23 protein-coding genes and 2 pseudogenes are annotated in these 21,454 nt (G+C 70.0%); 17 read left to right on the top strand and 8 right to left on the bottom strand.

Annotation, left to right across the window (positions count from 1 at the left end; genetic code table 11):
• Positions 1-131 precede the first annotated feature (131 nt).
• Positions 132-1,376: a putative DNA modification/repair radical SAM protein gene (locus ACFJIT_RS14360; protein ID WP_130523828.1), complete on the top strand. Its 1,245-nt coding sequence runs from the start codon at positions 132-134 to the stop codon at positions 1,374-1,376.
• A gap of 503 nt (positions 1,377-1,879) precedes the next feature.
• Positions 1,880-3,301, top strand: coding sequence for a UdgX family uracil-DNA binding protein (locus ACFJIT_RS14355; RefSeq protein WP_379653997.1), 1,422 nt, complete (start codon positions 1,880-1,882; stop codon positions 3,299-3,301).
• A gap of 14 nt (positions 3,302-3,315) precedes the next feature.
• Here the strand turns inward: ACFJIT_RS14355 and ACFJIT_RS14350 are convergent, their stop codons facing one another.
• Both ACFJIT_RS14350 and ACFJIT_RS14345 read right to left on the bottom strand, forming a co-directional pair.
• Positions 3,316-3,627, bottom strand: a complete 312-nt coding sequence (locus ACFJIT_RS14350; protein ID WP_130536044.1) for a hypothetical protein — start codon at positions 3,625-3,627, stop codon at positions 3,316-3,318.
• Positions 3,628-3,694: 67 nt separating this feature from the next.
• Positions 3,695-4,099, bottom strand: a complete 405-nt coding sequence (locus ACFJIT_RS14345) for a YciI family protein (protein WP_337052851.1) — start codon at positions 4,097-4,099, stop codon at positions 3,695-3,697.
• 185 nt (positions 4,100-4,284) lie between these two features.
• On the opposite strand from ACFJIT_RS14345, the gene ACFJIT_RS14340 reads away from it, so the two are divergent.
• The 4 genes from ACFJIT_RS14340 (at position 4,285) to ACFJIT_RS14325 (ending at position 6,976) form a co-directional block, all read left to right on the top strand.
• A complete protein-coding gene (locus ACFJIT_RS14340) occupies positions 4,285-4,704 on the top strand; it encodes a YciI family protein (RefSeq protein ID WP_379653996.1) in 420 nt (139 codons plus the stop codon).
• A gap of 24 nt (positions 4,705-4,728) precedes the next feature.
• Positions 4,729-5,157 (top strand): VOC family protein, encoded by a 429-nt coding sequence (locus ACFJIT_RS14335; RefSeq protein ID WP_130523822.1) that lies wholly within the window; start codon positions 4,729-4,731, stop codon positions 5,155-5,157.
• A 48-nt stretch (positions 5,158-5,205) separates the two neighbouring features.
• Entirely contained in the window at positions 5,206-5,562 is a 357-nt protein-coding gene (locus ACFJIT_RS14330) for a DUF1428 domain-containing protein (RefSeq protein WP_379653995.1), read from the top strand.
• A 151-nt stretch (positions 5,563-5,713) separates the two neighbouring features.
• Entirely contained in the window at positions 5,714-6,976 is a 1,263-nt protein-coding gene (locus ACFJIT_RS14325; RefSeq protein WP_379653994.1) for an RNA polymerase sigma factor, read from the top strand.
• A gap of 107 nt (positions 6,977-7,083) precedes the next feature.
• Here ACFJIT_RS14325 and ACFJIT_RS14320 read toward each other — a convergent pair.
• Positions 7,084-7,564, bottom strand: a pseudogene (locus ACFJIT_RS14320) (Lrp/AsnC family transcriptional regulator).
• A gap of 116 nt (positions 7,565-7,680) precedes the next feature.
• Between ACFJIT_RS14320 and ACFJIT_RS14315 the strand changes: the two are divergent.
• The 4 genes from ACFJIT_RS14315 (at position 7,681) to ACFJIT_RS14300 (ending at position 12,244) form a co-directional block, all read left to right on the top strand.
• Positions 7,681-8,610 carry a DMT family transporter gene (locus tag ACFJIT_RS14315; protein WP_379653993.1) on the top strand — a complete coding sequence of 310 codons (930 nt, stop codon included), beginning with the start codon at positions 7,681-7,683 and terminating at the stop codon, positions 8,608-8,610.
• Between the two features lie 233 nt (positions 8,611-8,843).
• Positions 8,844-9,773 (top strand): ABC transporter ATP-binding protein, encoded by a 930-nt coding sequence (locus tag ACFJIT_RS14310; RefSeq protein WP_130515043.1) that lies wholly within the window; start codon positions 8,844-8,846, stop codon positions 9,771-9,773.
• Positions 9,774-9,781: 8 nt separating this feature from the next.
• Complete coding sequence (locus ACFJIT_RS14305) at positions 9,782-10,543, top strand: ABC transporter permease (RefSeq protein ID WP_130524203.1); 762 nt, start codon at positions 9,782-9,784, stop codon at positions 10,541-10,543.
• 57 nt (positions 10,544-10,600) lie between these two features.
• A complete protein-coding gene (locus ACFJIT_RS14300; RefSeq protein ID WP_379653992.1) occupies positions 10,601-12,244 on the top strand; it encodes a Na+/H+ antiporter in 1,644 nt (547 codons plus the stop codon).
• Positions 12,245-12,416: 172 nt separating this feature from the next.
• Here the strand turns inward: ACFJIT_RS14300 and ACFJIT_RS14295 are convergent, their stop codons facing one another.
• The gene (locus ACFJIT_RS14295) at positions 12,417-12,662 is read right to left on the bottom strand and encodes a DUF3297 family protein (protein WP_130515047.1); all 246 of its coding nucleotides are present in this window, start codon (positions 12,660-12,662) and stop codon (positions 12,417-12,419) included.
• 106 nt (positions 12,663-12,768) lie between these two features.
• Here ACFJIT_RS14295 and ACFJIT_RS14290 point away from each other — a divergent pair, with 106 nt between their 5' ends.
• Entirely contained in the window at positions 12,769-13,299 is a 531-nt protein-coding gene (locus tag ACFJIT_RS14290; protein WP_130530433.1) for a hypothetical protein, read from the top strand.
• 137 nt (positions 13,300-13,436) lie between these two features.
• Here ACFJIT_RS14290 and ACFJIT_RS14285 read toward each other — a convergent pair whose 3' ends face one another.
• On the bottom strand, positions 13,437-13,721 hold the full coding sequence (locus ACFJIT_RS14285) for a DUF4031 domain-containing protein (protein WP_130524202.1): 285 nt from the start codon (positions 13,719-13,721) through the stop codon (positions 13,437-13,439).
• Positions 13,722-13,822: 101 nt separating this feature from the next.
• On the opposite strand from ACFJIT_RS14285, the gene ACFJIT_RS14280 reads away from it, so the two are divergent.
• Positions 13,823-14,227 (top strand): EF-hand domain-containing protein, encoded by a 405-nt coding sequence (locus ACFJIT_RS14280; RefSeq protein WP_379653991.1) that lies wholly within the window; start codon positions 13,823-13,825, stop codon positions 14,225-14,227.
• 10 nt (positions 14,228-14,237) lie between these two features.
• Here ACFJIT_RS14280 and msrB read toward each other — a convergent pair whose 3' ends face one another.
• Complete coding sequence (gene msrB / locus ACFJIT_RS14275; RefSeq protein WP_130515053.1) at positions 14,238-14,711, bottom strand: peptide-methionine (R)-S-oxide reductase MsrB; 474 nt, start codon at positions 14,709-14,711, stop codon at positions 14,238-14,240.
• A gap of 87 nt (positions 14,712-14,798) precedes the next feature.
• Entirely contained in the window at positions 14,799-15,365 is a 567-nt protein-coding gene (locus ACFJIT_RS14270; RefSeq protein WP_379653990.1) for a DUF3016 domain-containing protein, read from the bottom strand.
• A gap of 460 nt (positions 15,366-15,825) precedes the next feature.
• On the opposite strand from ACFJIT_RS14270, the gene ACFJIT_RS14265 reads away from it, so the two are divergent.
• From ACFJIT_RS14265 to ACFJIT_RS14250, 4 genes and pseudogenes are all read left to right on the top strand, one after another.
• On the top strand, positions 15,826-16,233 hold the full coding sequence (locus ACFJIT_RS14265; protein ID WP_379653989.1) for a DUF3224 domain-containing protein: 408 nt from the start codon (positions 15,826-15,828) through the stop codon (positions 16,231-16,233).
• A gap of 87 nt (positions 16,234-16,320) precedes the next feature.
• Positions 16,321-17,280, top strand: a complete 960-nt coding sequence (locus ACFJIT_RS14260; RefSeq protein WP_379653988.1) for a Ku protein — start codon at positions 16,321-16,323, stop codon at positions 17,278-17,280.
• A gap of 10 nt (positions 17,281-17,290) precedes the next feature.
• A pseudogene (gene ligD, locus ACFJIT_RS14255) lies at positions 17,291-19,748 on the top strand (DNA ligase D).
• Positions 19,749-19,832: 84 nt separating this feature from the next.
• Positions 19,833-20,510: a DsbA family oxidoreductase gene (locus ACFJIT_RS14250; protein ID WP_379653987.1), complete on the top strand. Its 678-nt coding sequence runs from the start codon at positions 19,833-19,835 to the stop codon at positions 20,508-20,510.
• Positions 20,511-20,765: 255 nt separating this feature from the next.
• Here ACFJIT_RS14250 and ACFJIT_RS14245 read toward each other — a convergent pair whose 3' ends face one another.
• Positions 20,766-20,978 carry a hypothetical protein gene (locus ACFJIT_RS14245; RefSeq protein WP_340649242.1) on the bottom strand — a complete coding sequence of 71 codons (213 nt, stop codon included), beginning with the start codon at positions 20,976-20,978 and terminating at the stop codon, positions 20,766-20,768.
• A gap of 184 nt (positions 20,979-21,162) precedes the next feature.
• Here ACFJIT_RS14245 and ACFJIT_RS14240 point away from each other — a divergent pair, with 184 nt between their 5' ends.
• Complete coding sequence (locus tag ACFJIT_RS14240; protein WP_130515065.1) at positions 21,163-21,450, top strand: DUF3247 family protein; 288 nt, start codon at positions 21,163-21,165, stop codon at positions 21,448-21,450.
• Positions 21,451-21,454 lie beyond the last annotated feature (4 nt).

The raw sequence follows: 21,454 nt of genomic DNA, 5'->3' as shown, positions 1-21,454 counted from the left end.
CGGGGGAAACGGACGGCGGGCATGCTAGGTCCTGTGCGCCGCATGCGTCGAGGCGGGTACGCTGGGCGTGTTCAGTTGCCACTGCGCTTGCGTCTCACGGATTGAGACCCGCCTGCGGCAGGCTGCCTGGTGTGAACGTCACAGAGAAACTCGCGATCCTGGCCGATGCGGCCAAATACGACGCCTCCTGCGCCTCCTCGGGCGCGGACAAGCGCCATTCGCTGGGCACCGGTGGCATCGGCAGCACCGAGGGCATGGGCATCTGCCACTCCTACACGCCCGACGGGCGCTGCGTGTCGCTGCTGAAGATCCTGCTGACCAACTTCTGCGTCTTCGACTGCGCCTACTGCGTCAACCGCGTCACCAGCAACGTGCGCCGGGCGCGTTTCACGCCGGACGAGGTGGTGCGGCTGACGCTGGATTTCTACAAGCGCAACTACATCGAGGGGCTGTTCCTCTCCAGCGGCATCATCCGCAACAGCGACTACACGATGGAGCAGCTGGTGGAGGTGGCGCGCAGCCTGCGCCAGGACCACAAGTTCGCCGGCTACATCCACCTGAAGACCATCCCCGACGCCGCGCCGGAACTGCTGGCCGCAGCCGGGCGCTACGCGGACCGGCTCAGCATCAATGTCGAGCTGCCTACCGAAGGCGGCCTGGCGCAGCTGGCGCCCGAGAAGAAGCCCGGCGGCATCCGGGCCGCCATGGGCGAGCTGCGCTGGCGGATCGAGGAGAACAAGGAGCAGCGCCGCGAGGAAAAGAAGCTGCGCGCCAAGCCGCCGCGCTTCGCCCCGGCCGGACAGAGCACGCAGATGATCGTCGGCGCCGATGGCGCGGACGATCGCGCCATCCTGCAGACCAGCACCAACCTCTACGGCAACTACCGGCTGCGGCGCGTGTATTACTCGGCCTTCAGCCCGATCCCCGATGCGTCCAGCAAGCTGCCGCTGCAGCCGCCGCCGCTGCAGCGCGAGCACCGGCTGTACCAGGCCGACTGGCTGCTGCGCTTCTACGACTTCTCCGTGGACGAGATCGCGCCGACCGACGCCGCCAGTGGCATGCTCGACCTGGACATCGATCCCAAGCTGGCCTGGGCGCTGCGCCACCCCGAGCGCTTCCCGGTGGATGTGAACACCGCGCCGCGCGAACTGTTGCTGCGCGTGCCCGGCCTGGGCACGCGCAATGTCGAGCGGATCATCGCCTCGCGGCGCTTCCGCCGGCTGCGGGTGGAAGACCTGACCCGGCTGCGCCTGCCGATGAAGAAGCTGCTGCCCTTCGTGCAGGTGCTGGACCACCATCCGCGCGCGGCGCTGGACGACACGGCGAAGCTGCGCGGCATGCTGGCGCCGAAGCCGCGTCAGATGGGGCTGTTTTGAGGGCCTGCGCTGGAGTGCTGCCTCAGTGAGCGCGCTTTGCCCATCCGCCTCGAGCCTGCCGCGCGCTGCTCCTCGGCTTGGTCCATCATCCCCGATGGATTCGCCGCCGCTGACCATCGTGGTGTGCGGCCCGAAGCGTCCGACCGGGTGGCGCCCGCTCATCGAATGGATCAGGACTTCCTCCAACACGAAGTCGAAGAGCTCGACGCGCGCGGCAGCGGGCCGGCGGGCCGTGGCCGCGCCTAGCGAGGCAGGACGCCGAGCGCCCGAGTCAGGGCAGGATGCCCTGACCAAGGGAAAAGCGGTCACGGCCCGCCGGACCGCTGCCCCTCCGAAGCCCGAACGCGCACGCCCCGCCACCCCGCGTGCGGGAGATGTACCCACGCTGATGCATCCGCGCGTGGATCTCTTCGCCCAAATCAGCGTGAGCGCAAGAGATTCCTCGCGCAAAGCACGTGCCTTGCCCCAAGGCAGCAGCAGTGCTGCTCAGCGGATAGGCTGAGATGTTCAGCGCACGCGTGGAGCCGGCATGGAGCCTCGAGGCCTGGCGGGTAGCGGCCCGAGCGGCTTGGTGCGCGAACGTGGCCCCGGACCAGGTGGATTGGGAAGGCGGCGCTCAGGGCGGCCTGCTGGCGACGCCCGAAGTGACCACCCTGCCGGCCCAGCGCGAAGCGCCGCGGGTCTCCTCCGACTTCCTGGCGCTGGCCGGCGCCGTGCTCTGCCACTGCGATCCGCATCGGCATGGCCTGCTGTACCGCCTGCTGTGGCGGATGGGGCAGGGCGAGCGCGGCCTGCTCGCGCATGCGACCGACGCGGACGTGCATCGCGCCGGCGTGCTGGCCAAGGCGGTGCGGCGCGACAGCCACAAGATGAAGGCCTTCGTGCGCTTCCGCGAAGTGCCCGGCGAGGCCAACGCCTTCGTCGCCTGGTTCGAGCCCGAGCATCACATCGTCGACCGCGTCGCGCCGTTCTTCGCGCGGCGCTTCGCCGGCATGCGCTGGGCGATCCTCACCCCCTACCGCAGCGCGCACTGGGACGGCGATGCCCTGGCCTTCGGCCCCGGCAGCGTGCGCGCCGACGCCCCGGCCGACGATGCGCGCGAGGCGCTGTGGCGCACCTACTACGCCAACATCTTCAACCCCGCACGGCTCAACCCGACCATGATGCGTTCGGAGATGCCGCAGAAGTACTGGAAGCATCTGCCCGAGGCCGCGCTGCTGCCCGAGCTGCTGCAGTCGGCCGGCGCGCGCGTGCGCGAGATGGCCGAGCGCATGCCCGAGGCGCCGCGCCGCCGCATTCCCGAGGCCGCGCCCGAACCGGTCCTGCGCGCCGACGACTCGCTCGACGCGGTGCGCGCCGCCGCCGCCGCGTGCCGCCGCTGCGAACTGTGGCAGCCGGCCACGCGCACCGTGTTCGGCGAGGGCCCGCCCGATGCGCGCATCGTGCTGGTCGGCGAGCAGCCCGGCGACGAAGAAGACCTCAGCGGCCGGCCCTTCGTCGGCCCGGCCGGCAAGCTGCTCGATCGCGTCCTGGCCGAGCTGGGCATCGACCGCGGCGCGCTGTACCTGACCAATGCGGTCAAGCATTTCCGCTTCGAGCAGCGCGGAAAGCGCCGCCTGCACCGCAACCCGACCTCATCGCAGGTGGCCGCCTGCCGTCCTTGGCTGCAGCAGGAGCTCGCACGCCTGGATCCGCAGGCGATCGTCTGCCTGGGCGCGAACGCCGCGCGCGCGGTCCTGGGCGGCGACTTTCAGCTGATGGCCCAACGCGGCCAGTGGCGGGTGATGGCCGATGGCGCGCGTGCGCTGGCCACCGTGCATCCGTCCTGGGTGCTGCGCCAGCCCGATGCCGACGCGCGCGCGCAGGCGCTGGACGTGCTGCGCGGCGACCTGGCCCTGCTTCGCCCGCTGCTGGAAGCCGCGTAAGAGCTCGCGCGGCGCTAGGCCGCCGGAGCGTCGCCGTGGATGTGCTGCCAGACCTCGGCGATGATCCGTTCGGCCTGGGCGCGGCCGAGCTGTTCGTGCGCGGGCAGCAGCGCGTAGCGCCGGTGGATGTCCGGCCACAGCGCGTGCAGGCGCTCGTGCGGGTGCAGCAGATAGCTGTCGTAGGCGAACTTCAGCGTCGGCTCGGCCTGGGCGAAGCCGCCGCGCCCGGTCTGCTGATAGTGCTCGCGCCACCAGCGCAGCTCGTGCTGGATATCCACCACGATGGCGCGCGCGCCCGGCTCGGTCGATGGCGTGGAGACGGACATGCAGCCCTCCTTTGGCGTCGATGTCGGACGACATCGCACTTTAGGAGCGGCGGCGGTGAAGCAGCCGTCAAGCGCGCGCCAGCTCCAGCGCGCCGGGCGCGGCGCCCACCTCCTCGCGCACCCGGTTCATGTCGCGCACCGGGCGCAGCTCGATGCAGCCGTAGGCGGCCCAGGGGAACTTCCGCGCGATCGCCTCGGCCGCCGCCATGTCCGGCGCCTCGATCAGGTTGAAGCCGGCCAGCAGCTCCTTGGTCTCGGCGAAGGGGCCGTCGGTCACGCGCGTCTGGCCGCCGCGCACGCGCAGCGAACGCGCGGTCTGTGCGCCCTCCAGTTGCTGCGAGGCCAGCAGCACGCCCTGCCGCTGCAGCGCGTCGGCGTGTTCGAAGCAGCCGCGCATCAGGCGGTCGAACTCGGCCTGCGGCAGGGCCTGCATCAGCGCGGGATCGACGTGGATCAGCATGAGGAACTGCATGTCAGGCTCCTGGGCGAGGGCGTGCGCGCATGATGCCGCAGGCGCGCCGGTCGCGCCCGCAGCGCTGGCCTGGCGGTAATCGCGAATTCTCTTCGCGCCGCGATGTCGATCCGGCACGCGCTGGTGCGTCGTTCCATCACAGCGCGGGCCTTGCGGCCTGCGCATCCACCGAGAGGAGCGATGCGATGAAAGTGATGGTGATCGTCAAGGCCGATGCGGATTCGGAGGCCGGGGTGATGCCCTCCACCGAAGTGCTCGCCGCCATGGGCCGCTACAACGAGGAGCTGGTCAGCGCCGGGATCATGCTGGCCGGCGAGGGCCTGCATCCGTCCAGCCGCGGCGCGCGGGTGCGCTTCGACGGCAAGGCGCGCGAGGTGATCGACGGCCCGTTCGCGGCCAGTGGCGAGCTGATCTCCGGCTTCTGGCTGTGGCAGGTGCGCTCGCTGGACGAGGCTATCGAGTGGCTCAAGCGCGCGCCGTTCGACGGCGGGGCCGAGGTCGAGGTGCGCCCGCTGTTCGAGATGGAGGACTTCGGCCAGGCCATGACGCCGGAACTGCGCGAGCAGGAAGTCCGGCTGCGCGAACGCACCGCCGGACAGTCCTGATTCCCCCTCCCAAGGAGCAACCCCATGAACGTAGCCCCGTACCTGTTCTTCAACGGCAACTGCCGCGAGGCGATGCGCTTCTATGCCCAGACCCTGGGTGGCGCGGTGGTGGCGATGGCCACCGTCGGCGAGGCGCCGCCGGACGCCAGGATGCCCGGCATGCCCGACGAGGCGGTGATGCACGCGATGGTGATCGCTGGCGGCGTCACGCTGATGGCTTCCGACGCCTGCCCGCCGCAGGACTACACGCCGCCGCACGGCATGACCGTGAGTCTGCAGCTGGACGATGTGGCCCAGGCCGAACGCCTGTACGCGGCCCTGGCCGAGGGCGCACAGATCCAGCTGCCGCTGGGGCCGACCTTCTGGTCGCCGGGCTTTGCGATGCTCACCGACCGCTTCGGCACGCCGTGGATGCTCAACGTGGTCGTCCCTGCACCGGGCTGTGAGGTCTGAGCCCGGTTCCAACCCGATACGTCCCAGTCCAATGCGAAGGAGACCGACATGGCCTATGTCGATGGTTTCGTGATTCCCGTTCCCACCGCCAGGCTGGCCGCCTACCACGCGATGGCGCGGATGGGCAGCAAGGTCTGGATGGACCATGGCGCGCTGCAGTACGTCGAATGCATCGCCGACGATGTCAAACCGGGCAAGCACACCTCGTTCCCGCAGGCGGTCAGGCTCAAGCCGGACGAGGTCGTGGTGTTCGCCTACATCTTGTTCAGATCGCGCGCGCATCGCGATCAGGTCAACAAGCGCGCGATGGACGATCCACGCCTCAAGCGGTGGGGGCCGGAAAATCTGCCCTTCGACGGCAAGCGCATGTTCTGGGGCGGGTTCAAAACGCTCGTGCAGCGCTAGGCGCGTGGCGGCGTCGCGAGCATGGTCGGGACGCGTAGGGGAGCGCCGCGGGGCGTCCCCGCATCGATGCGCGCGGCGTCGCGCCAAGCCGCCGCATGCACCGCGCCGGCGCGGTTGCGCACGCCGCCGGCCGGTGGTCTGATCGCCGACCATGGCCGCCGACCTCCATCGCACCATCGACACGCTGTGGCGCATGGAAGCCCCCAAGGTGCTGGCGGTGCTGACGCGCATGCTGCGCGATATCGACCAGGCCGAGGAACTGGCGCAGGACGCGCTGGTCGCCGCGCTCGAGCACTGGCCGCGCGAAGGCCTGCCGGACAACCCGGCGGCCTGGTGGATGGCCACCGCCAAGCGCCGCGCCATCGACCGCCTGCGCCAGCGGCAACTGCACCAGCGCAAGCACGCCGATATCGCCTTCGAACTGGAGGGCCAGGTCGTGGCGGGGCCTGACAGCACCGCGCAGCTGGACGACGCCATCGGCGACGACCTGCTGCGGCTGATGTTCATCGCCTGCCATCCGGTGCTGCCGGCCGATTCGCGCGTGGCGCTGACCCTGCGCCTGCTCGGCGGGCTGAGCACCGCCGAGATCGCGCGCGCCTTCCTGCAGCCCGCGCCGACGGTGGCCCAGCGCATCGTGCGCGCCAAGCGCACGCTGGCCGTGCAGCAGGTGGCTTTCGAGGCGCCGGCGCGCGAGGACCTGCCCGAGCGTGTGGACGCGGTGCTGGACGTGCTCTACCTGATCTTCAACGAGGGCTATTCGGCCAGTGCGGGGGAGGACTGGATGCGGCCGGCGCTGTGCACCGAGGCACTGCGCCTGGGGCGGGTGCTGGCCGGGCTGATGCCGCGCGCGCCGGAGGTGTTCGGCCTGCTGGCGCTGATGGAACTGCAGGCCTCGCGCACCGCCGCGCGCGCCCTGGCGGATGGCACGCCTGTGCTGCTGGAGGCGCAGGACCGCGCGCGCTGGGACCGGCTGCAGATCGCGCGCGGGCTGCAGGCGCTGGAGCGCGCCGTGCGGCTGGGCGGCGCCGACGCGCCGTACACGCTGCAGGCGGCGATCGCGGCCTGCCATGCGCGCGCGCTGCGCAGCCAGGACACCGACTGGCCGCGCATCGCCGCGCTGTATGCGCGCCTGGCGCAGGTCGCGCCGTCGCCGGTGATCGAGCTCAATCGCGCCGTCGCGCTGGGCCGCGCCGCCGGTGCGCAGGTCGGCCTGGCGCTGGCCGACACGCTCATCCACGAGGCCGCGCTGCGCGAGTACCCGGCGCTGCCGGCGGTGCGCGGCGATCTGCTCGAGCGGCTCGGCCGCCTCGACGAGGCGCGCGCCTGCTTCGAGCAAGCCGCCGCACTGACCCGCAACGCGCGCGAGGCCGAGCAGATGCGCGCCCGCGCCGCGGCCTGTGCATCTTCGGCCTGAGCGTGCGGCCGTTGCGGCCTTGGTGGATCGATCGCGGCGCGGCGCAGGATCCGACAGCGGGTGCGTGCGGAGCGTCGGGATTCGCCGAAGCGGCTTCCTTCTTTCGTTCAGTCTGCTTCGACCAGCGGCGGAAGCCGCCGCGGGCACGGGGGTGGATTTCACGATCGCGGTACTGGTTTCCGCGCGCTCGGTGACCTTGGCCAGGATGTCGTCCAGATGCTGGATCGTGCGCAGGTAGAGCCGGCAGATGAAGCAGTCGTCGCCCGTCACCTTGTCGCATTCGACGAACTCGGGAATGCGCTGCAGCAGCTCCTCCACCAGGTGCAGCTGACCCGGTAGCGGCTTGACCCGCACGATCGCCTGCAAGGTGTAGCCCAGCGCGCGCGGATCGAGTTCGACCGCGAACCCGGCGATCACGCCCTGGTGCTGAAGCCGGCGTACCCGCTCGGCGGTGGCCGGCGCCGACAGGCCGATCTGACGGGCCAGTTCGCTGTTCGGCATGCGCGCGTCCTGGGCCAGTGCCGCGAGGATCGCGCGGTCGATGGCGTCCAGCGTGGCGACGCTGGGGGTTGGAAGGTGCTTTGCCATAACGGCCTTTCTTCCGAAAGAAGAATCAAGTTCTGGCGTAATTTTCAGCATGTATTCGAGCTGACCGGGTTCCTGAAATTTCAGCCGTCCGCAACGCTCGATAGGAACTCCCGGCAATGGCCTCCGACGAAATTCGCCGTGGCGCGGCCGAGATGGTCGTGGCCATGCTCATGTCCGGCACGATCGGCTGGCTGGTCGTGTCCTCGCAGCAGTCGCCGACCAATGTGGTGTTCTTCCGCTGCCTGTTCGGCGCGGCCACCCTGATCATCGTCTGCGCCGCGCTGGGCCTGTTGCGGCGCAAGGCGTTCTCGCCGCGGATGCTGGCGCTGGTCCTGTTCGGCGGGCTGGCGATCGTGGGCAACTGGCTGCTGCTGTTCGCGGCCTACGGGCGCGCCTCGATCTCGATGGCCACCGCGGTCTACAACACGCAGCCCTTCATGCTGGTCGGCCTCGGCGCGATCGTGTTCCGCGAGCGCATCAGCGCCTCGACCCTGGCGTGGCTGGCGCTGGCGTTCGTCGGACTGGTGGGCGTGGTGCGCGTGCCGCCGGCCGTCCTCGCGGTGCCGGGCGAGTATCTGCACGGGATCGCGCTGGCGCTCGGTGCCGCGTTCCTCTACGCGGTGTCGTCGATCGTCACCAAGCATCTGAAAGGCACGCCGCCGCACCTGCTCGCGCTGCTGCAGCTGGGCGTCGGCATCGTCTTGCTGGCACCGTTCGCTCAGTTCGATGCCTTGCCTTCCAGCCCGCGCCAGTGGCTCGATCTGGTCGTGCTCGGGGTGGTGAACACCGGGGTGATGTACGTGCTGCTGTACGGCGCTATCCAGAAGCTGCCCGTCGCGATGACCGGCGCGCTGTCGTTCGTCTATCCGGTGGTGGCGATCGCGGTCGACCGGATCGCGTTCGGCCAGTCGCTGGCCTGGACGCAGGTGCTCGGCGCGCTGCTGATCCTGCTGGCGGCGGCCGGGGTGAACTTCGGCTGGCGCCTGCTGCCGCGGCGGCGCAGTGCGCAACTGGTCCCAGGCGAGCCCGGGGCCAGCGAACGCTAGCAGGCGCTCGCCAAGGCCAAGAGGCAACGCCGGCGCGTTCAAGCGCACACGCGTCGACCCGTTGCCGCGCGCCCTTGATGACACCCGCGTCGAACGCAAGGAGCCCTCGCCAACCTGATGCCCGGACACAGCGTCGCGCCGGCCTGCATTGCCCGATCACGAGGCTTGCCGCAGGCTACGCCGCCGCCCGCACGCGCGGCGCGTCGTTCCATCCATGCAACACAGGAGCCACCATGACCTCGGCCATCTCGGTTAAGGGGCTGACCAAGACCTATGACGGCGGCTTCCAGGCGCTCAAGGGCGTCGACCTGGAGATCCGCAAGGGCGAGATCTTCGCGCTGCTCGGCCCCAACGGCGCAGGCAAGACCACGCTGATCAGCATCCTGTGCGGCATCGTCCGCCCGGGCGAGGGCACGGTGCAGATCGAGGGCCACGATGTGGTGCGCGACTACCGTACCGTGCGCAAGCTGGTAGGGCTGGTGCCGCAGGAACTGGCGACCGAGGCCTTCGAGACCGTCTGGGCCGCGGTGCGCTTCTCGCGCGGGCTGTTCGGCAAGCCGGCCGACCCGGCGCTGCTGGAGCGCGTGCTGCGCGATCTGTCGCTGTGGGACAAGCGCGATGCCAAGATCATGGCGCTGTCCGGCGGCATGAAGCGCCGCGTGCTGATCGCCAAGGCCCTGGCACACGAGCCGCGGGTGCTGTTCCTCGACGAACCCACCGCCGGCGTGGACGTCGAGCTGCGCCACGACATGTGGGAGTTGGTGCGCGCCCTGCGCGATCGCGGCACCACCGTGGTGCTGACCACGCATTACATCGAGGAGGCCGAGGAGATGGCCGACCGCATCGGCGTGATCACCGGCGGCCGGCTGGTGCTGGTGGAGGACAAGGCCACGCTGATGCACAAGCTCGGCAAGAAGCAGCTGGCCCTGACCCTGCAGCAGCCGCTGGAGGCCGTGCCGGCCGCCCTGGCCGACCTGCCGCTGGAGCTGCAGGCCGGCGGCACCCAACTGGTCTACACCTTCGACGTGCAGGCCGAGGAGACCGGCATCGCCGCGCTGCTCAAGCGCCTGGGCGAGCAGGGCATCGACTTCAAGGACCTGCATTCCTCGCAGTCCTCGCTGGAGGAGATCTTCGTCAACCTGGTGCGGGAGGCGCGCGCATGAATCTGGGCCTGAACTGGCATGCGGTGCTGGCGATCTACCGCTTCGAGATGGCGCGCACCTTCCGCACCATCACCCAGTCGATCGCCTCGCCGGTGCTGTCGACCTCGCTGTACTTCGTGGTGTTCGGCGCGGCGATAGGCTCGCGCATGGGGTCGGTGGAAGGCGTGAGCTACGGCGCCTTCATCATCCCCGGCCTGATCATGCTCTCGCTGCTCAACGAGAGCATCTCCAACGCCTCCTTCGGCATCTACATGCCCAAGTGGTCCGGGACGATCTACGAACTGCTCTCCGCGCCGGTCTCGTTCGTGGAGGTGGTGCTGGGCTACGTGGGCGCGGCGGCGAGCAAGTCGCTGATGCTGGGTCTGCTGATCCTGGTGACCGCGCGGCTGTTCGTGCCCTACGAGATCCAGCATCCGGTGTGGATGGTGGCCTTCCTGCTGCTGACGGCGCTGACCTTCTCGCTGTTCGGCTTCATCATCGGGCTATGGGCCGACGACTTCCAGAAGCTGCAGGTGATCCCGCTGATGGTGGTCACCCCGCTGACCTTCCTGGGCGGGGCGTTCTATTCGGTGTCCATGCTGCCGCCTGTATGGCAGAAGATCACCCTGTTCAACCCGGTCGTGTACCTGATCAGCGGCTTCCGCTGGAGCTTCTTCGGCCTGGCCGACGTGGACGTGGGCGTCAGCCTGGCGGCGATCTGCGGCTTTCTGGTGCTGTGCCTGGTGGCGGTGTGGGCGATGTTCCGTACCGGCTGGAAGATCAAGACCTGACGCATCGCCCGGTCCGGATCAGCAGACAGTGCATGTCGGTCTGGTAAGTTCACCGTCATGCACTCGATCGAAATCGTCCTGGCCATGCTGCTGGCCGTGGCCGCCAGTGGTTTCCTGGTCCGCGTCCTGCCGTTCTCGCTGCCGCTGCCGCTGGTGCAGATCGGGCTGGGCGCGGTCATTTCGATGTTCAACCACGGCGTGGAGCTGGACCCGGAGCTGTTCTTCCTGCTGTTCCTGCCGCCGCTGCTGTTCCTGGACGGCTGGCGTATCCCCAAGCAGGGGCTGTTCCGCGACCGCACGGTGATCCTTGAGCTGGCCCTGGGCCTGGTGGTGTTCACCGTGGTCGGGGCGGGCTTCCTGATCCACTGGATGATCCCGGCGATGCCGGTGGCGGTGGCCTTCGCCCTGGCGGCGATCCTCTCGCCCACCGACCCGGTGGCGCTGTCGGCGATCTCCTCGCGCGTGCCCATCCCCAAGCGACTGATGCACATCCTGGAAGGCGAATCGCTGCTCAACGACGCCTCGGGCCTGGTGTGCTTCCAGTTCGCGGTGGCCGCCGCGCTGACCGGCGCCTTCTCGCTGGCCCACGCCTCGCTGACCTTCCTGTGGGTGGCGCTGGCCGGCCTGGGCTGCGGCATCGGCGTGACCTGGGCGATCAACGTGCTGCAGCGCTGGATCATGCGTCACTTCGGCGAGGAGGCCGGCTCGTCGATCCTGGTCAGCCTGCTGACCCCGTTCGCCGCCTACGTGGTGGCCGAGGCGGTCAGCGCCTCGGGCATCCTGGCGGCGGTCTCGGCCGGCATCACCATGAGCTATGTCGAGCTCTCCGGCCGCGCCGCGGCCAGCGTGCGCATCCAGCGCACGGCGGTGTGGGACATGGTGCAGTTCACCCTCAACGGCATCGTCTTCACCCTGCTGGGCGAGCAGCTGCCGGGCATCGTGCGCAACGCCATCCGCAGCATCGACGAGACCGGCCACCTGCAGCCGTGGTGGCTGGCCATCTACGTGGCCGCCATCAGCCTGGGCCTGATCCTGCTGCGCCTGATCTGGGTGTGGGTGTCGCTGGGCCTGAACCTCCTGCGCGACCGCGCGCGCGGCGTGGAGCGGACCAGCCCCAACTGGCGGATCATCGTGGCGACCTCGCTGGCCGGCGTGCGCGGCGCCATCACCCTGGCCGGCGTGCTGACCCTGCCGCTGGCGATGGGCGACGGTTCGCCGTTCCCGGCGCGCGACCTGGCGATCTTCCTGGCCGCCGCGGTGATTCTGGTCTCGCTGCTGATCGCCTCGGTGGCGCTGCCGCCCCTGCTGAAGAACCTGCAGCTGCCCGAGGAGCAGGAAGACCAGCAGGAAGAGGACCTGGCGCGCAAGGCCGCCGCCCGCGCGGCGCTGGTGGCGGTGGAGAGCGAGCGCCAGCGGCTGGTGGCCTCGGCCGAGGCGGTCGAGGACCAGGAGCTCTACGGCGCCTGCGCCGAGCGCGTCAGCCAGCTCTATCAGCGCCACGTCGACCGCCTGGGCGGCGAGGCCGACATCGCCCCGGCGCAGGCGCGCCGGATCGAACAGGTCGAACGCCAGATGCGCCAGGCCGGCCTGCGCGCCGAGCGCGCCGAACTGTTCCGCCTGGCGCGCGAACGCAAGATCTCCGAAGAAGTCTCGCGCAAGCTCGTCCGCAACCTGGACCTGCTCGAAACCCGCCAGCGCTGAGCGCTATCGCCAGGTGGGAGCAAATCCCCCTCAAATCTTGCAGCCCCCTCCCTGTAGAGCGGAGCTTGCTCCGCTCTACAGGTGGGGGCCGCCATGGCGGCGAGGGGCTTTCTCGGGAAACCCTTGCTCTCATGGGCCAAAAGGCCCACAAGGGCCTATGGGAACGCGGCGATCAAGCCGCCTCGGTCTTGAAGTACGGCTCGACCTTGCCCTTGATCTTCAGCGTCATCGGCTGGCCGCGGCGATCCAGCGACTTGCCCACCTGCACGCGGATCCAGCCCTCGGACACGCTGTACTCCTCCACGTTGTCGCGCTCGACGCCGTTGAAGCGCACGCCGACGCCGCGGTCCAGCGCGGCCTGATCGTGGAAGCGGCTGGACGGATCGACGGCCAGGCGGTCGGGAGGGGTCTCGGACATGGTGGGACGGTCACTGCGCGCAACGAGGGCGCACAGGATAATGGCCGCCCCGGCTGCGCGCATCCCGTGCGAGGGCCGGCCCCTTTCCCGCACGCCGAGTTCCGCCATGCCCGACAACACCGCCGACTACGAAGACGACGCCGATCGTCTGGACCTGGACGAGGCCGACACGCCCGAGGCGCTGGCCTGGAATCTGCTGGTGCTGATCAACCCGGGCGACGAGGACACCGCCCTGCGCCAGTTCGACCTGCTGCGCGAACGCCTGGCCGCCGGCGACGACCAGCCCTTGCCCTGGCTGCTGCGCGACATCGTGGACTGGACCTCGGGCTTCTTCGTCGGCCCGGACGACATCGACGCCACGATGGAGGCGCTCGACGAGCTGGCCGCGCGCTACGGCCTGCAGATCGAGTGGGGCGGCGACCGCGACGACGAGGACTTCATGGAGGGGCTGGACGTGCCGCAGCTGCTGTCCATCGCCTACGACAGCCTGCGCCCGCACGGCTACACGCTGTGGTGCTGGAACGCCGATGCCGACGGCTACGGCGGCTGGATGGCGCTGCGCCGCGACGACGAGGCCATGCGCGCGCTGAGCCAGCTGCTGGGCTTCGACCTGCGCCTGGCCAGCGAGGCCGGCTGAGCGCGGCGCGCGGGAGCAAGCCGGATTTCCGCTTCGACCGATTGGGCGGGAGGTGGACGACCTTCATCCGGGCCGCTGAGCGGCCCCGCCGCCCGGGCACGCCCACGCGGGCGAAGGCCGGCGCGCGCCCGATAGCGCTACGGCGCCAGCCCGCGTCCCTGCGCCTTGGCCCGCGCGATCACCGCGCGCACCTGGGCGCGGTCGCGGTGGCGCGAGATCGCCACCGCGCCCAGCGTCAGGGCCAGCGCGCGGGTGTCCGCGTCGATGTCGTAGTGCGCGCCGCTGGTCTTGTCCTGGAAGCTGCGGCGCGGCATGCCCAGCCGCGCGGCGAAGGCGTGCAGTTCGTCCAGCGAGTCGGCCATCAGGTGCGCCCAGCGGCGGCCGCGCCAGGGCCAGACCGCATCGTCCACGTACACGCTCATGGGCACAGCATAGCCGGGCATGGGAATCGCCGGCGCCGGCTTGGCTGCGGCGGCGCGCGGCATGGCAGGATGGCGCCCTCGTCCCGCCTGGCGCGCCCGCGATGCCCCGTCTCCGTCCCGAACCGCTGCTCGGCCTGGTCCTGCTGGGCCTGGCCGCGTCCGTGCTGGCGCAGGTCTCGCAGGCGCGCTTCGATCAGCTCGATGCCGACCACGACGGGGTGGTGAACCTGGCCGAATACGACGCCGGCGCCCGCGCCTCCTTCGCCGCCCTGGACCTGGACCACGACGGCTTCATCACCCTGGACGAGATGCGCGCCTCGATCGATCCCAACACCGGCGGCATCGGCCGCGAAGGCACGGCCCGCGCGCGGATCGAGGCGATGGACAAGAACTACGACAAGCTGATTAGCGAGGCCGAGTTCGTCGATTACGCCGAACAGGCCATGGCCCAGTACGACCGCGACGGCGACGGGCGCCTGACGCGGTGGGACTTCAGCTGGCGCTGATGCGCCGCGCTCAGGCGGCCTGCGCCAGCTGCGCCTCGGCGCCGCCGCGATGCAGCGGGTCGGGCAGCGGCTGGCCGGCCTCGGTGAAGGCCAGCGAGACCGAATTGAGGCAGTGGCGCTCGTAAGTCGGCGGCGGCCCGTCGGGGAAGACATGGCCCAGGTGGCTGCCGCAGCGCGCGCAGGTGATCTCGGTGCGGATCATCCCGTAGCTGGTGTCGCGGATGGTCTTGACGTGGGCCGGATCGAACGGCTTGAAGAAGCTGGGCCAGCCGGTGCCGGAGTCGAACTTGGCGCTGGAGGCGAACAGCGGCAGCCCGCACAGCCGGCAGGTGTAGACGCCCTCGAGCTTGTTGTCCAGGAAGGCGCCGCAGAACGGCGCCTCGGTGCCGTGCTGGAGCAGGACATGTCGCTCCTCCTCGCTCAGCCCGGCGATCAGTTCGGCGCGCTGGAGGGTGTCGGGGGGCGTCAGGTCGAAGTCGGACATGGCGGGGCCTGCGGTCTCAAGGAGAAGGCGGAAAGATGGCGGCGGCGCGTGCAGGGTTCAACTGTACCCGCCCACGCGCCGCGGCCTTCACGGCGCGCCGGCCGCGCGCGTGTCCGGGCCCAGCTCGCGTCGCGTCCACTGGTCGATCATGCGCTTCTCGTAACGCAGCGGATCGCTGTCCATCGGCCGGGCGCCCATCAGATACGACAGGTCCACCAGCTTGGCCTGGCCCTGGTCGACGACCTTGCCGCTGGCGTCGTGCAGGGTGTAGTCGAAGCTCAGGCGCGGCGGATAGATGTCCTTGAGGAAGCGGATGTGATCGGCCGACCGCCCGTGCCAGGGCTCGTACTCGCCGGCGCGATGGATGTCGGTGATGCGCACATCCAGCGTCTGCCCGGGCGGCAGCTGCTTGGCGGCGGCCTGGCGCAGATAGCCGGCCAGGTCGGTGACCCAGGTGCCGCGCTGGGCTTCCCAGCGGTTGGGGCTGTTGCGGATGTCGGTGAACTGCGCCGGATCGGTCCAGGACACCGACACCGGTCCCTGCGCGGGCAGGGCGCGGGGCAGGTTCGGATCGGTGACGTTGGACTGCGCGGCCAGCGCCGGCAGGCTGAGGGCGGCCAGCAGCACGCTGGCGAAGAGGGCAGAGCGCTTCATGACGGAACTCCCGCCTTGGGGGATGCGCCGATGCTACGCCCGTGCCCCTGAAGTTGCGCCGGCCGCCGGGGCTTGCGCGCGTCGCGTTTGGCCGGCGTTATGCCGCGCCTTCCGCGCCCGGTGGGAGCAACTGTCTCCCAGCTCGAGTCGGAGCCTCCTTGTAGAGCGGAGCTTGTAGCAATCCCCTCTTGGGGACTCCGCTGCTCTTCGTTCGGTTCGCGGGAAAGGCCCCAGCGGAGTCCCCAAGAGGGGATTGCCACAAGCTCCGCTCTACGGGTGGGACCCTTGTGGCCTGTTTTGCCAATGGCGGCGATGTGGCGTTCCCGAAATTTCGGGCTTCCACCGGTAGAGCCCTATCGCCGCCGTGGCGGCTCCCACCAGACACTGAAGAGAAGACTGCGGCTTGGGCTAGACTCGGCGCCTTGCATCGATGTCATTCGCCTGCGCACGGGAGCCTGCCATGCATCACGCCACCGGGACCTTCGAGGTCAAGCTGCAGCCCCAGGGCGGGATCGGCCCGGAGACGGACGATGGCAACAGCCTCTCGCGCCTGTCGCTGGACAAGCGCTTCAGCGGCGACCTGGTCGGCACCGGCGTCGGCGAGATGCTGGCCGCGCGCGCCGCGGTGCCCACCTCGGCCTCGTACGTGGCCATCGAGCGGGTCACCGGTACGCTGGACGGCAGGAGCGGCAGCTTCGTGCTGGTGCATCGCGGCGTGATGCAGGGCGAGCGCCAGCAGCTGGAGGTGCAGGTCTCGCCTGGATCGGGCACTGGCGCGCTGGCCGGCATCACCGGCACGCTGGCCATCCGCATCGAGAATGGCCAGCACTTCTACGACCTGAGCTACGCGCTGCCCGACCCCGACTGAATCGCCGCCGGCCCGTCACGATCCATCCACGGGCGCAGTTCGCACACTCGGTGGCCTTGCGGCCCTGCCGCGTGCGAAGGACCCGTCATGGCCCGACCGATCTGGAGCGGCACCCTGACCTTCGGCCTGCTCAATGTGCCGGTGTCGCTGATGTCCGGCGAGCGCAAGGTCGACCTGCACTTCCGCATGCTCGATTCGCGCGACAAGTCGCCGATCCGCTTCGAGCGCGTCAACGCCGAGACCGGCGAGGAAGTGCCCTGGAAGGACATCGTCAAGGCTTTCGAGTACGACAAGGGCAACTACGTCGTGGTCGAGCAGGAGGACATCAAGTCCGCCGCGCCGGAAGGCCATGAGTCGGTCGAGGTGGAGACTTTCGTCGATGCGGCCGATATCGACGTGCGCTACTACGAGAAGCCCTACATCCTGGTGCCCGGCAAGAAGGCCGAGAAGGGCTATGTGCTGCTGCGCGAGACCCTGCGCGACACCGGCCAGGCCGGCATCGCGCGGGTGGTGATCCGCACCCGCCAGTACCTGTGCGCGGTGCTGCCGCAGGGCGACGCGCTGGTGCTGATGCTGCTGCGCTATCCGCAGGAGCTGGTCGCCCCGGACGACTACAAGCTGCCCAGCGGCAACGCCGGCGACTACCGCGTCTCGCCCAAGGAAATGGAAATGGCGCGCAAGCTGATCCAGTCCATGAGCGGGGAGTGGAAACCGGACGAGTACCACGACGAGTTCCGCGAGCGCCTGCAGGCCATCATCGCCGAGCGCATCCAGGCCAAGGGCGCCACGGCGAAGGTCGATGAGCCGGCGCAGCACGAGCGCGAGGGCGATGCCACCAACGTGGTCGACTTCATGGCCCTGCTACAGAAGTCGCTGGGCGAGAACAAGCGCACGCCGGCCAAGAAGACCGCCACCGACCAGGTCGCCAAGCGCCCGGCCAAGGCCACCAAGGCGGTGAAGAAGGCGGCCAAGAAGAGCGCCAAGAAGGCTCCCGCCAAGTCGGCCAAGAAGCCGGCGAAGAAGGCCCCGCTGCGCAAGGCGGGCTAGGTGATCTGACATGTCGCTGCACGAGTACGCGCGCAAGCGCCGCTTCGACCAGACGCCCGAGCCGCGCGGCGACGGCAAGGTCGCGCGCCATCGGCCGATCTTCGTGGTGCAGCTGCATCACGCCTCCTCGCGCCATTACGACTTCCGTCTGGAGGCCGACGGCGTGCTCAAGAGTTGGGCCGTGCCCAAGGGCCCCTCGCTGCGCCCGGGCGAGAAGCGCCTGGCGGTGGAGGTGGAAGACCATCCGCTGGACTACGCGACCTTCGAGGGCGATATCCCCAAGGGCCACTACGGCGCCGGTCACGTGGACGTGTTCGACCACGGGCACTGGGCCTGCGAGGGCGACCCGCTGGCGGCGATCGCGGCGGGCAAGCTGGACTTCGTGCTCAGCGGCGACAAGCTCGGCGGCGCCTGGAAGCTGGTGCGTACGCAGATGAAAGGCCGGCAGAAGCAATGGCTGCTGATCAAGCGCGACGACGCGTTCGCCGCCGATGCGGAAGCCGACGACCTGGTGGATGCGGCCGTGTCCAAGCCCGATGCTCCGGCGCGATCGAAGGCGCGTGCCAAGGCGGCGCGACCCGGCAAGGCCGCGCCGCGTGCCGCGAGCAAGCGCGGCGCCGATGTGCGCCGGCGCGCGCTGGCCCTGGAAGGCGCGCGCGACGCGCCGTATCCGGCCGGCTTCGCCGCGCAGCTGTGCACGCTGCGCGCGCAGCCGCCGGCCGGCGAGGACTGGCTGCACGAGATCAAGTGGGACGGCTACCGGCTGCTGGCCGACCTGGTCGATGGCCAGGTGCGGCTGCGCTCGCGCAACGGCCTCGGATTGGAACGCCACCTTTCCCGAGGTGGTCGAGGCCGTGCGCGCGCTGCCGGTGGACGACGCGCGCCTGGATGGCGAGCTGGTGGTGATCGACGAACAGGGCCGCAGCGATTTCACCGCCCTGCAGCGCAGCATCGAGGGCACCTCCAAGGCGCCGCTGCGCTATCTGGTGTTCGACCTGCCCGGCGTGGCCGGCGTCGACATCAGCCGCGCGCCGCTGGCCGAGCGCAAGGCGCTGCTCAAGACGCTGATCGGCCCCAAGCCCGGCCTGATCGCCTACAGCGAGCATGTGGTTGGCCATGGCCAGGAGGTCTTCGCCGCCAGCGGCAAGGCCGGGCTGGAAGGCATCGTCAGCAAGCGTGCCGATGCACCGTATGTGGGTCAGCGCAGCGGCACCTGGATCAAGACCAAGCACGAGCAGTCCGACGAGTTCGCCATCGTCGGCTACACCCCGCCCAAGGGTGCGCGCACCGGCTTCGGCTCGCTGCTGCTGGCGCGTCTGAAGGACGGGGCGCTGCAGTACGTGGGCCGCGTCGGCACCGGCTTCGACGACGCGACGCTGACCGCGCTGCTGAAGACCCTCAAGCCCCTGCACACCGACAAGGCCGCCGTGGCGCTGCCGGCGCACGTGCCGTTCAACGCGCGCTCCGTGCACTGGGTCAGGCCGCAGCTGGTGGCCGAGGTGGCCTATCGCGGCTGGGGCAAGGAGGGCCTGCTGCGCCAGGCCGCCTTCCTGCGACTGCGCGAGGACAAGTCGATGGTGGACATCAAGCAGGACGCCGCCGCGCCGGAGCAGGCGGTGACGATCACCCATCCCGAGCGTGTCGTGTACCCGGCCGACGGCATCACCAAGGGCCAGGTCGCCGACTACTACCGGCGCATCGCACCGCTGCTGCTGCCCGAACTGGCGGGCCGGCCGCTGTCCCTGCTGCGCTGCCCGGATGGCGCCGGCGGGCAGTGCTTCTTCCAGAAGCATCACGCCGCCGCGCTCGGCCCGGGCGTGCACGCGATCCCGCTGCGGCAGAAGAGCGGCAAGGAGGACTACCTCTACGTCGAGGACGTGGAGGGCGTGCTGGCGCTGGTGCAGATGAACACGCTGGAGCTGCATCCCTGGGGCTCGACCGTGGCCGCGCCGGAGCGGCCGGACCGGCTGGTGTTCGACCTCGATCCCGGGCCGGGCGTGTCCTGGGCGACGACCAAGGACGCCGCGCGCGAGGTGCGCGAGAACCTGCGCCAGGCCGGGCTGGAGAGCTTCGTGCGCCTGTCCGGCGGCAAGGGGCTGCACGTGGTGGTGCCGATCACGCCGGGGCCGGACTGGGACACGGCCAAGGCCTTCTGCGAGGCCTTTGCCAATGCGATGGCCCAGCACCGTCCGACGCTGTACATCGCCACGATGAGCAAGGCCAAGCGCGAGGGGCGGATCTTCATCGACTGGCTGCGCAACGGGCGCGGCAACACCAGCGTGTGCAGCTGGTCGCTGCGCGCCCGCGAGCACGCCACGGTGGCCGTGCCGCTGCGTTGGGAGGATCTGGGCCGGATCACCTCGCCGGGCCAGTTCACCCTGGACAAGGCGCTGCAGCGCGCCGCGCGCCTCAAGGCCGATCCCTGGGCGGACATCGGCAAGATCAGGCAATCCCTGCCCAAGGGCTGAGGCGACGGTCCGTCCCACCGGCGCCGTTGAGGCGCGCGCCGCGGCGCGCTGCAATGCGCATCTGACTTTGCACAGGAGAAGGGCATGAGCGCGGTTCCCGACAGCATCGGCCGCCCGGTGCGCGTGGATTTCGTTTCCGACGTGGTCTGCCCGTGGTGCGCCATCGGCCTGGCCTCGCTGCTGACCGCCGCCGAGCGCATCGAGGGGCTGCAGCTGGACCTGCATTTCCAGCCGTTCGAACTGGACCCGGATCTGGCGCCCGGCGGCGAGGACCTGCAGCAGCGGCTGATGCGCAAGTACGGCATGAGCGCCGAGCAGTACAGGGCCAACAGCGAGGCGATCCGTGCGCGCGGGGCCGAGCTGGGCTTCGTCTTCGACCTGGACAAGCGCACGCGCAGCTTCAACACCTTCGATGCGCACCGGCTGCTGCACTGGGCCGGAGAACGGGACGACGCCCAGGCGCAGCTGCGGCTCAAGCAGGCGCTGCTGACGGCGTACTTCACCGAAGGCCTGGACGTGTCCGATCACGCGGTGCTCGCCGAGATCGTCGCGCAGGCCGGACTGCCAGTCGACGAGGCGCGCGCGGTGCTGGGCAGCGACCGCTACGCCCAGGCCGTGCGCCAGGACGAGGCGCACTGGCGCCAGGCCGGCATCAGCGCGGTGCCCTCGCTGGTGTTCAACCAGCAGCACCTGCTGCAGGGTGGCCAGCCGGTGGACACCTTCGAGCAGGCCCTGCGGCAGCTGTCGGGGATCGTGGGGTAGCGCCGGCGCCTTCTGCATCAAGCGCTGGGCGAGGGAGGCGCCGCGGCGCTCGCATCGAGCAACCGCCTTCGTGCGATGAGGCGTCTCGACCAAGACGGCGACCGGCTTCGTGGGTCGCTACTTCGAGCAACGTCAAAGGCCGCCGCCCACCCACTACCGTCATTCCCGCGCAGGCGGGAATCCAGCGGCTTTCGCATTGGAGCCCGGCAACACCACCGCACCTCCGACGTCGCGGGGACGACGAACCCGCCGTCCCTACCCGTGCCGCGACACCAGCACCGCCTCGCAGCCGGCCATGTCCATCACCACCCCACTGCGGATGCCGTGGCGCTGGTGCAGGGCGGCGGCGATCAGCGCGGCGGTGTGCAGCGCCTCCTCGCGATCCTCGAAGAACTGGCGGCCTTGGTCGCCTTCGTAGAGCTGCCAGCCCTGTTCGCGCGCGGCGACGGTGAGCAGGAGACGCTGCATGGGGTCACCTCATGGCACCGGGGGATGCCGGAGGCCAGCGTGATCCGTGACGGAGTTGTCCACACTCGGGCGGCGCCCCGTCGCCGTGTAGGAAAAGTCCGATGCGTGCCGACCGCTGGCCTCGACGCGCCGTTACGGGGCCGTTCGCCAGCATCGCGGTCTTTCCCTCGACAAGACCCCGCGCATGAGCCAGCTCGCCGATCGCGTGCACACCGATCCGATCGAAATCGCACGTCTGGAAACTCTGATCACCGAACTCCCCTCCGAAGCCAGGGTCGTCCTGACCCTGGATGACGGGCGCGAGCTACGCGGCACCGTGACCGTGCGGCCCACCGTGCAGCTGTTCCGCGACTATGACGGCAACGAGGGCAATAACGCGCTGCTGCGCCTGGACGACATCGACCACCCCGCGCATGCGCAATACGTGTGGCTGGACCAGGTGCGCAAGGTCGTGCCGCTGGGCACCTCCTGAATCG

This window comes from Pseudoxanthomonas sp. UC19_8 (assembly GCF_042700505.1).
GTDB lineage: Bacteria > Pseudomonadota > Gammaproteobacteria > Xanthomonadales > Xanthomonadaceae > Pseudoxanthomonas_A > Pseudoxanthomonas_A winnipegensis.
This window is presented reverse-complemented; position numbering and strand designations above follow the sequence as displayed.

Excerpts from the sequence above, each read along its gene's own strand:
- ACFJIT_RS14355 (WP_379653997.1), top strand. The coding sequence starts at position 1,880 with ATGTTCAGCGCACGCGTGGAGCCGGCATGGAGCCTCGAGGCCTGGCGG.
- ACFJIT_RS14350 (WP_130536044.1), bottom strand. The coding sequence starts at position 3,627 with ATGTCCGTCTCCACGCCATCGACCGAGCCGGGCGCGCGCGCCATCGTG.
- ACFJIT_RS14345 (WP_337052851.1), bottom strand. The coding sequence starts at position 4,099 with ATGCAGTTCCTCATGCTGATCCACGTCGATCCCGCGCTGATGCAGGCC.
- ACFJIT_RS14340 (WP_379653996.1), top strand. The coding sequence starts at position 4,285 with ATGAAAGTGATGGTGATCGTCAAGGCCGATGCGGATTCGGAGGCCGGG.
- ACFJIT_RS14335 (WP_130523822.1), top strand. The coding sequence starts at position 4,729 with ATGAACGTAGCCCCGTACCTGTTCTTCAACGGCAACTGCCGCGAGGCG.
- ACFJIT_RS14330 (WP_379653995.1), top strand. The coding sequence starts at position 5,206 with ATGGCCTATGTCGATGGTTTCGTGATTCCCGTTCCCACCGCCAGGCTG.
- ACFJIT_RS14325 (WP_379653994.1), top strand. The coding sequence starts at position 5,714 with ATGGCCGCCGACCTCCATCGCACCATCGACACGCTGTGGCGCATGGAA.
- ACFJIT_RS14315 (WP_379653993.1), top strand. The coding sequence starts at position 7,681 with ATGGCCTCCGACGAAATTCGCCGTGGCGCGGCCGAGATGGTCGTGGCC.
- ACFJIT_RS14310 (WP_130515043.1), top strand. The coding sequence starts at position 8,844 with ATGACCTCGGCCATCTCGGTTAAGGGGCTGACCAAGACCTATGACGGC.
- ACFJIT_RS14300 (WP_379653992.1), top strand. The coding sequence starts at position 10,601 with ATGCACTCGATCGAAATCGTCCTGGCCATGCTGCTGGCCGTGGCCGCC.
- ACFJIT_RS14295 (WP_130515047.1), bottom strand. The coding sequence starts at position 12,662 with ATGTCCGAGACCCCTCCCGACCGCCTGGCCGTCGATCCGTCCAGCCGC.
- ACFJIT_RS14290 (WP_130530433.1), top strand. The coding sequence starts at position 12,769 with ATGCCCGACAACACCGCCGACTACGAAGACGACGCCGATCGTCTGGAC.
- ACFJIT_RS14285 (WP_130524202.1), bottom strand. The coding sequence starts at position 13,721 with ATGAGCGTGTACGTGGACGATGCGGTCTGGCCCTGGCGCGGCCGCCGC.
- ACFJIT_RS14280 (WP_379653991.1), top strand. The coding sequence starts at position 13,823 with ATGCCCCGTCTCCGTCCCGAACCGCTGCTCGGCCTGGTCCTGCTGGGC.
- msrB (WP_130515053.1), bottom strand. The coding sequence starts at position 14,711 with ATGTCCGACTTCGACCTGACGCCCCCCGACACCCTCCAGCGCGCCGAA.
- ACFJIT_RS14270 (WP_379653990.1), bottom strand. The coding sequence starts at position 15,365 with ATGAAGCGCTCTGCCCTCTTCGCCAGCGTGCTGCTGGCCGCCCTCAGC.
- ACFJIT_RS14265 (WP_379653989.1), top strand. The coding sequence starts at position 15,826 with ATGCATCACGCCACCGGGACCTTCGAGGTCAAGCTGCAGCCCCAGGGC.
- ACFJIT_RS14260 (WP_379653988.1), top strand. The coding sequence starts at position 16,321 with ATGGCCCGACCGATCTGGAGCGGCACCCTGACCTTCGGCCTGCTCAAT.
- ACFJIT_RS14250 (WP_379653987.1), top strand. The coding sequence starts at position 19,833 with ATGAGCGCGGTTCCCGACAGCATCGGCCGCCCGGTGCGCGTGGATTTC.
- ACFJIT_RS14245 (WP_340649242.1), bottom strand. The coding sequence starts at position 20,978 with ATGCAGCGTCTCCTGCTCACCGTCGCCGCGCGCGAACAGGGCTGGCAG.
- ACFJIT_RS14240 (WP_130515065.1), top strand. The coding sequence starts at position 21,163 with ATGAGCCAGCTCGCCGATCGCGTGCACACCGATCCGATCGAAATCGCA.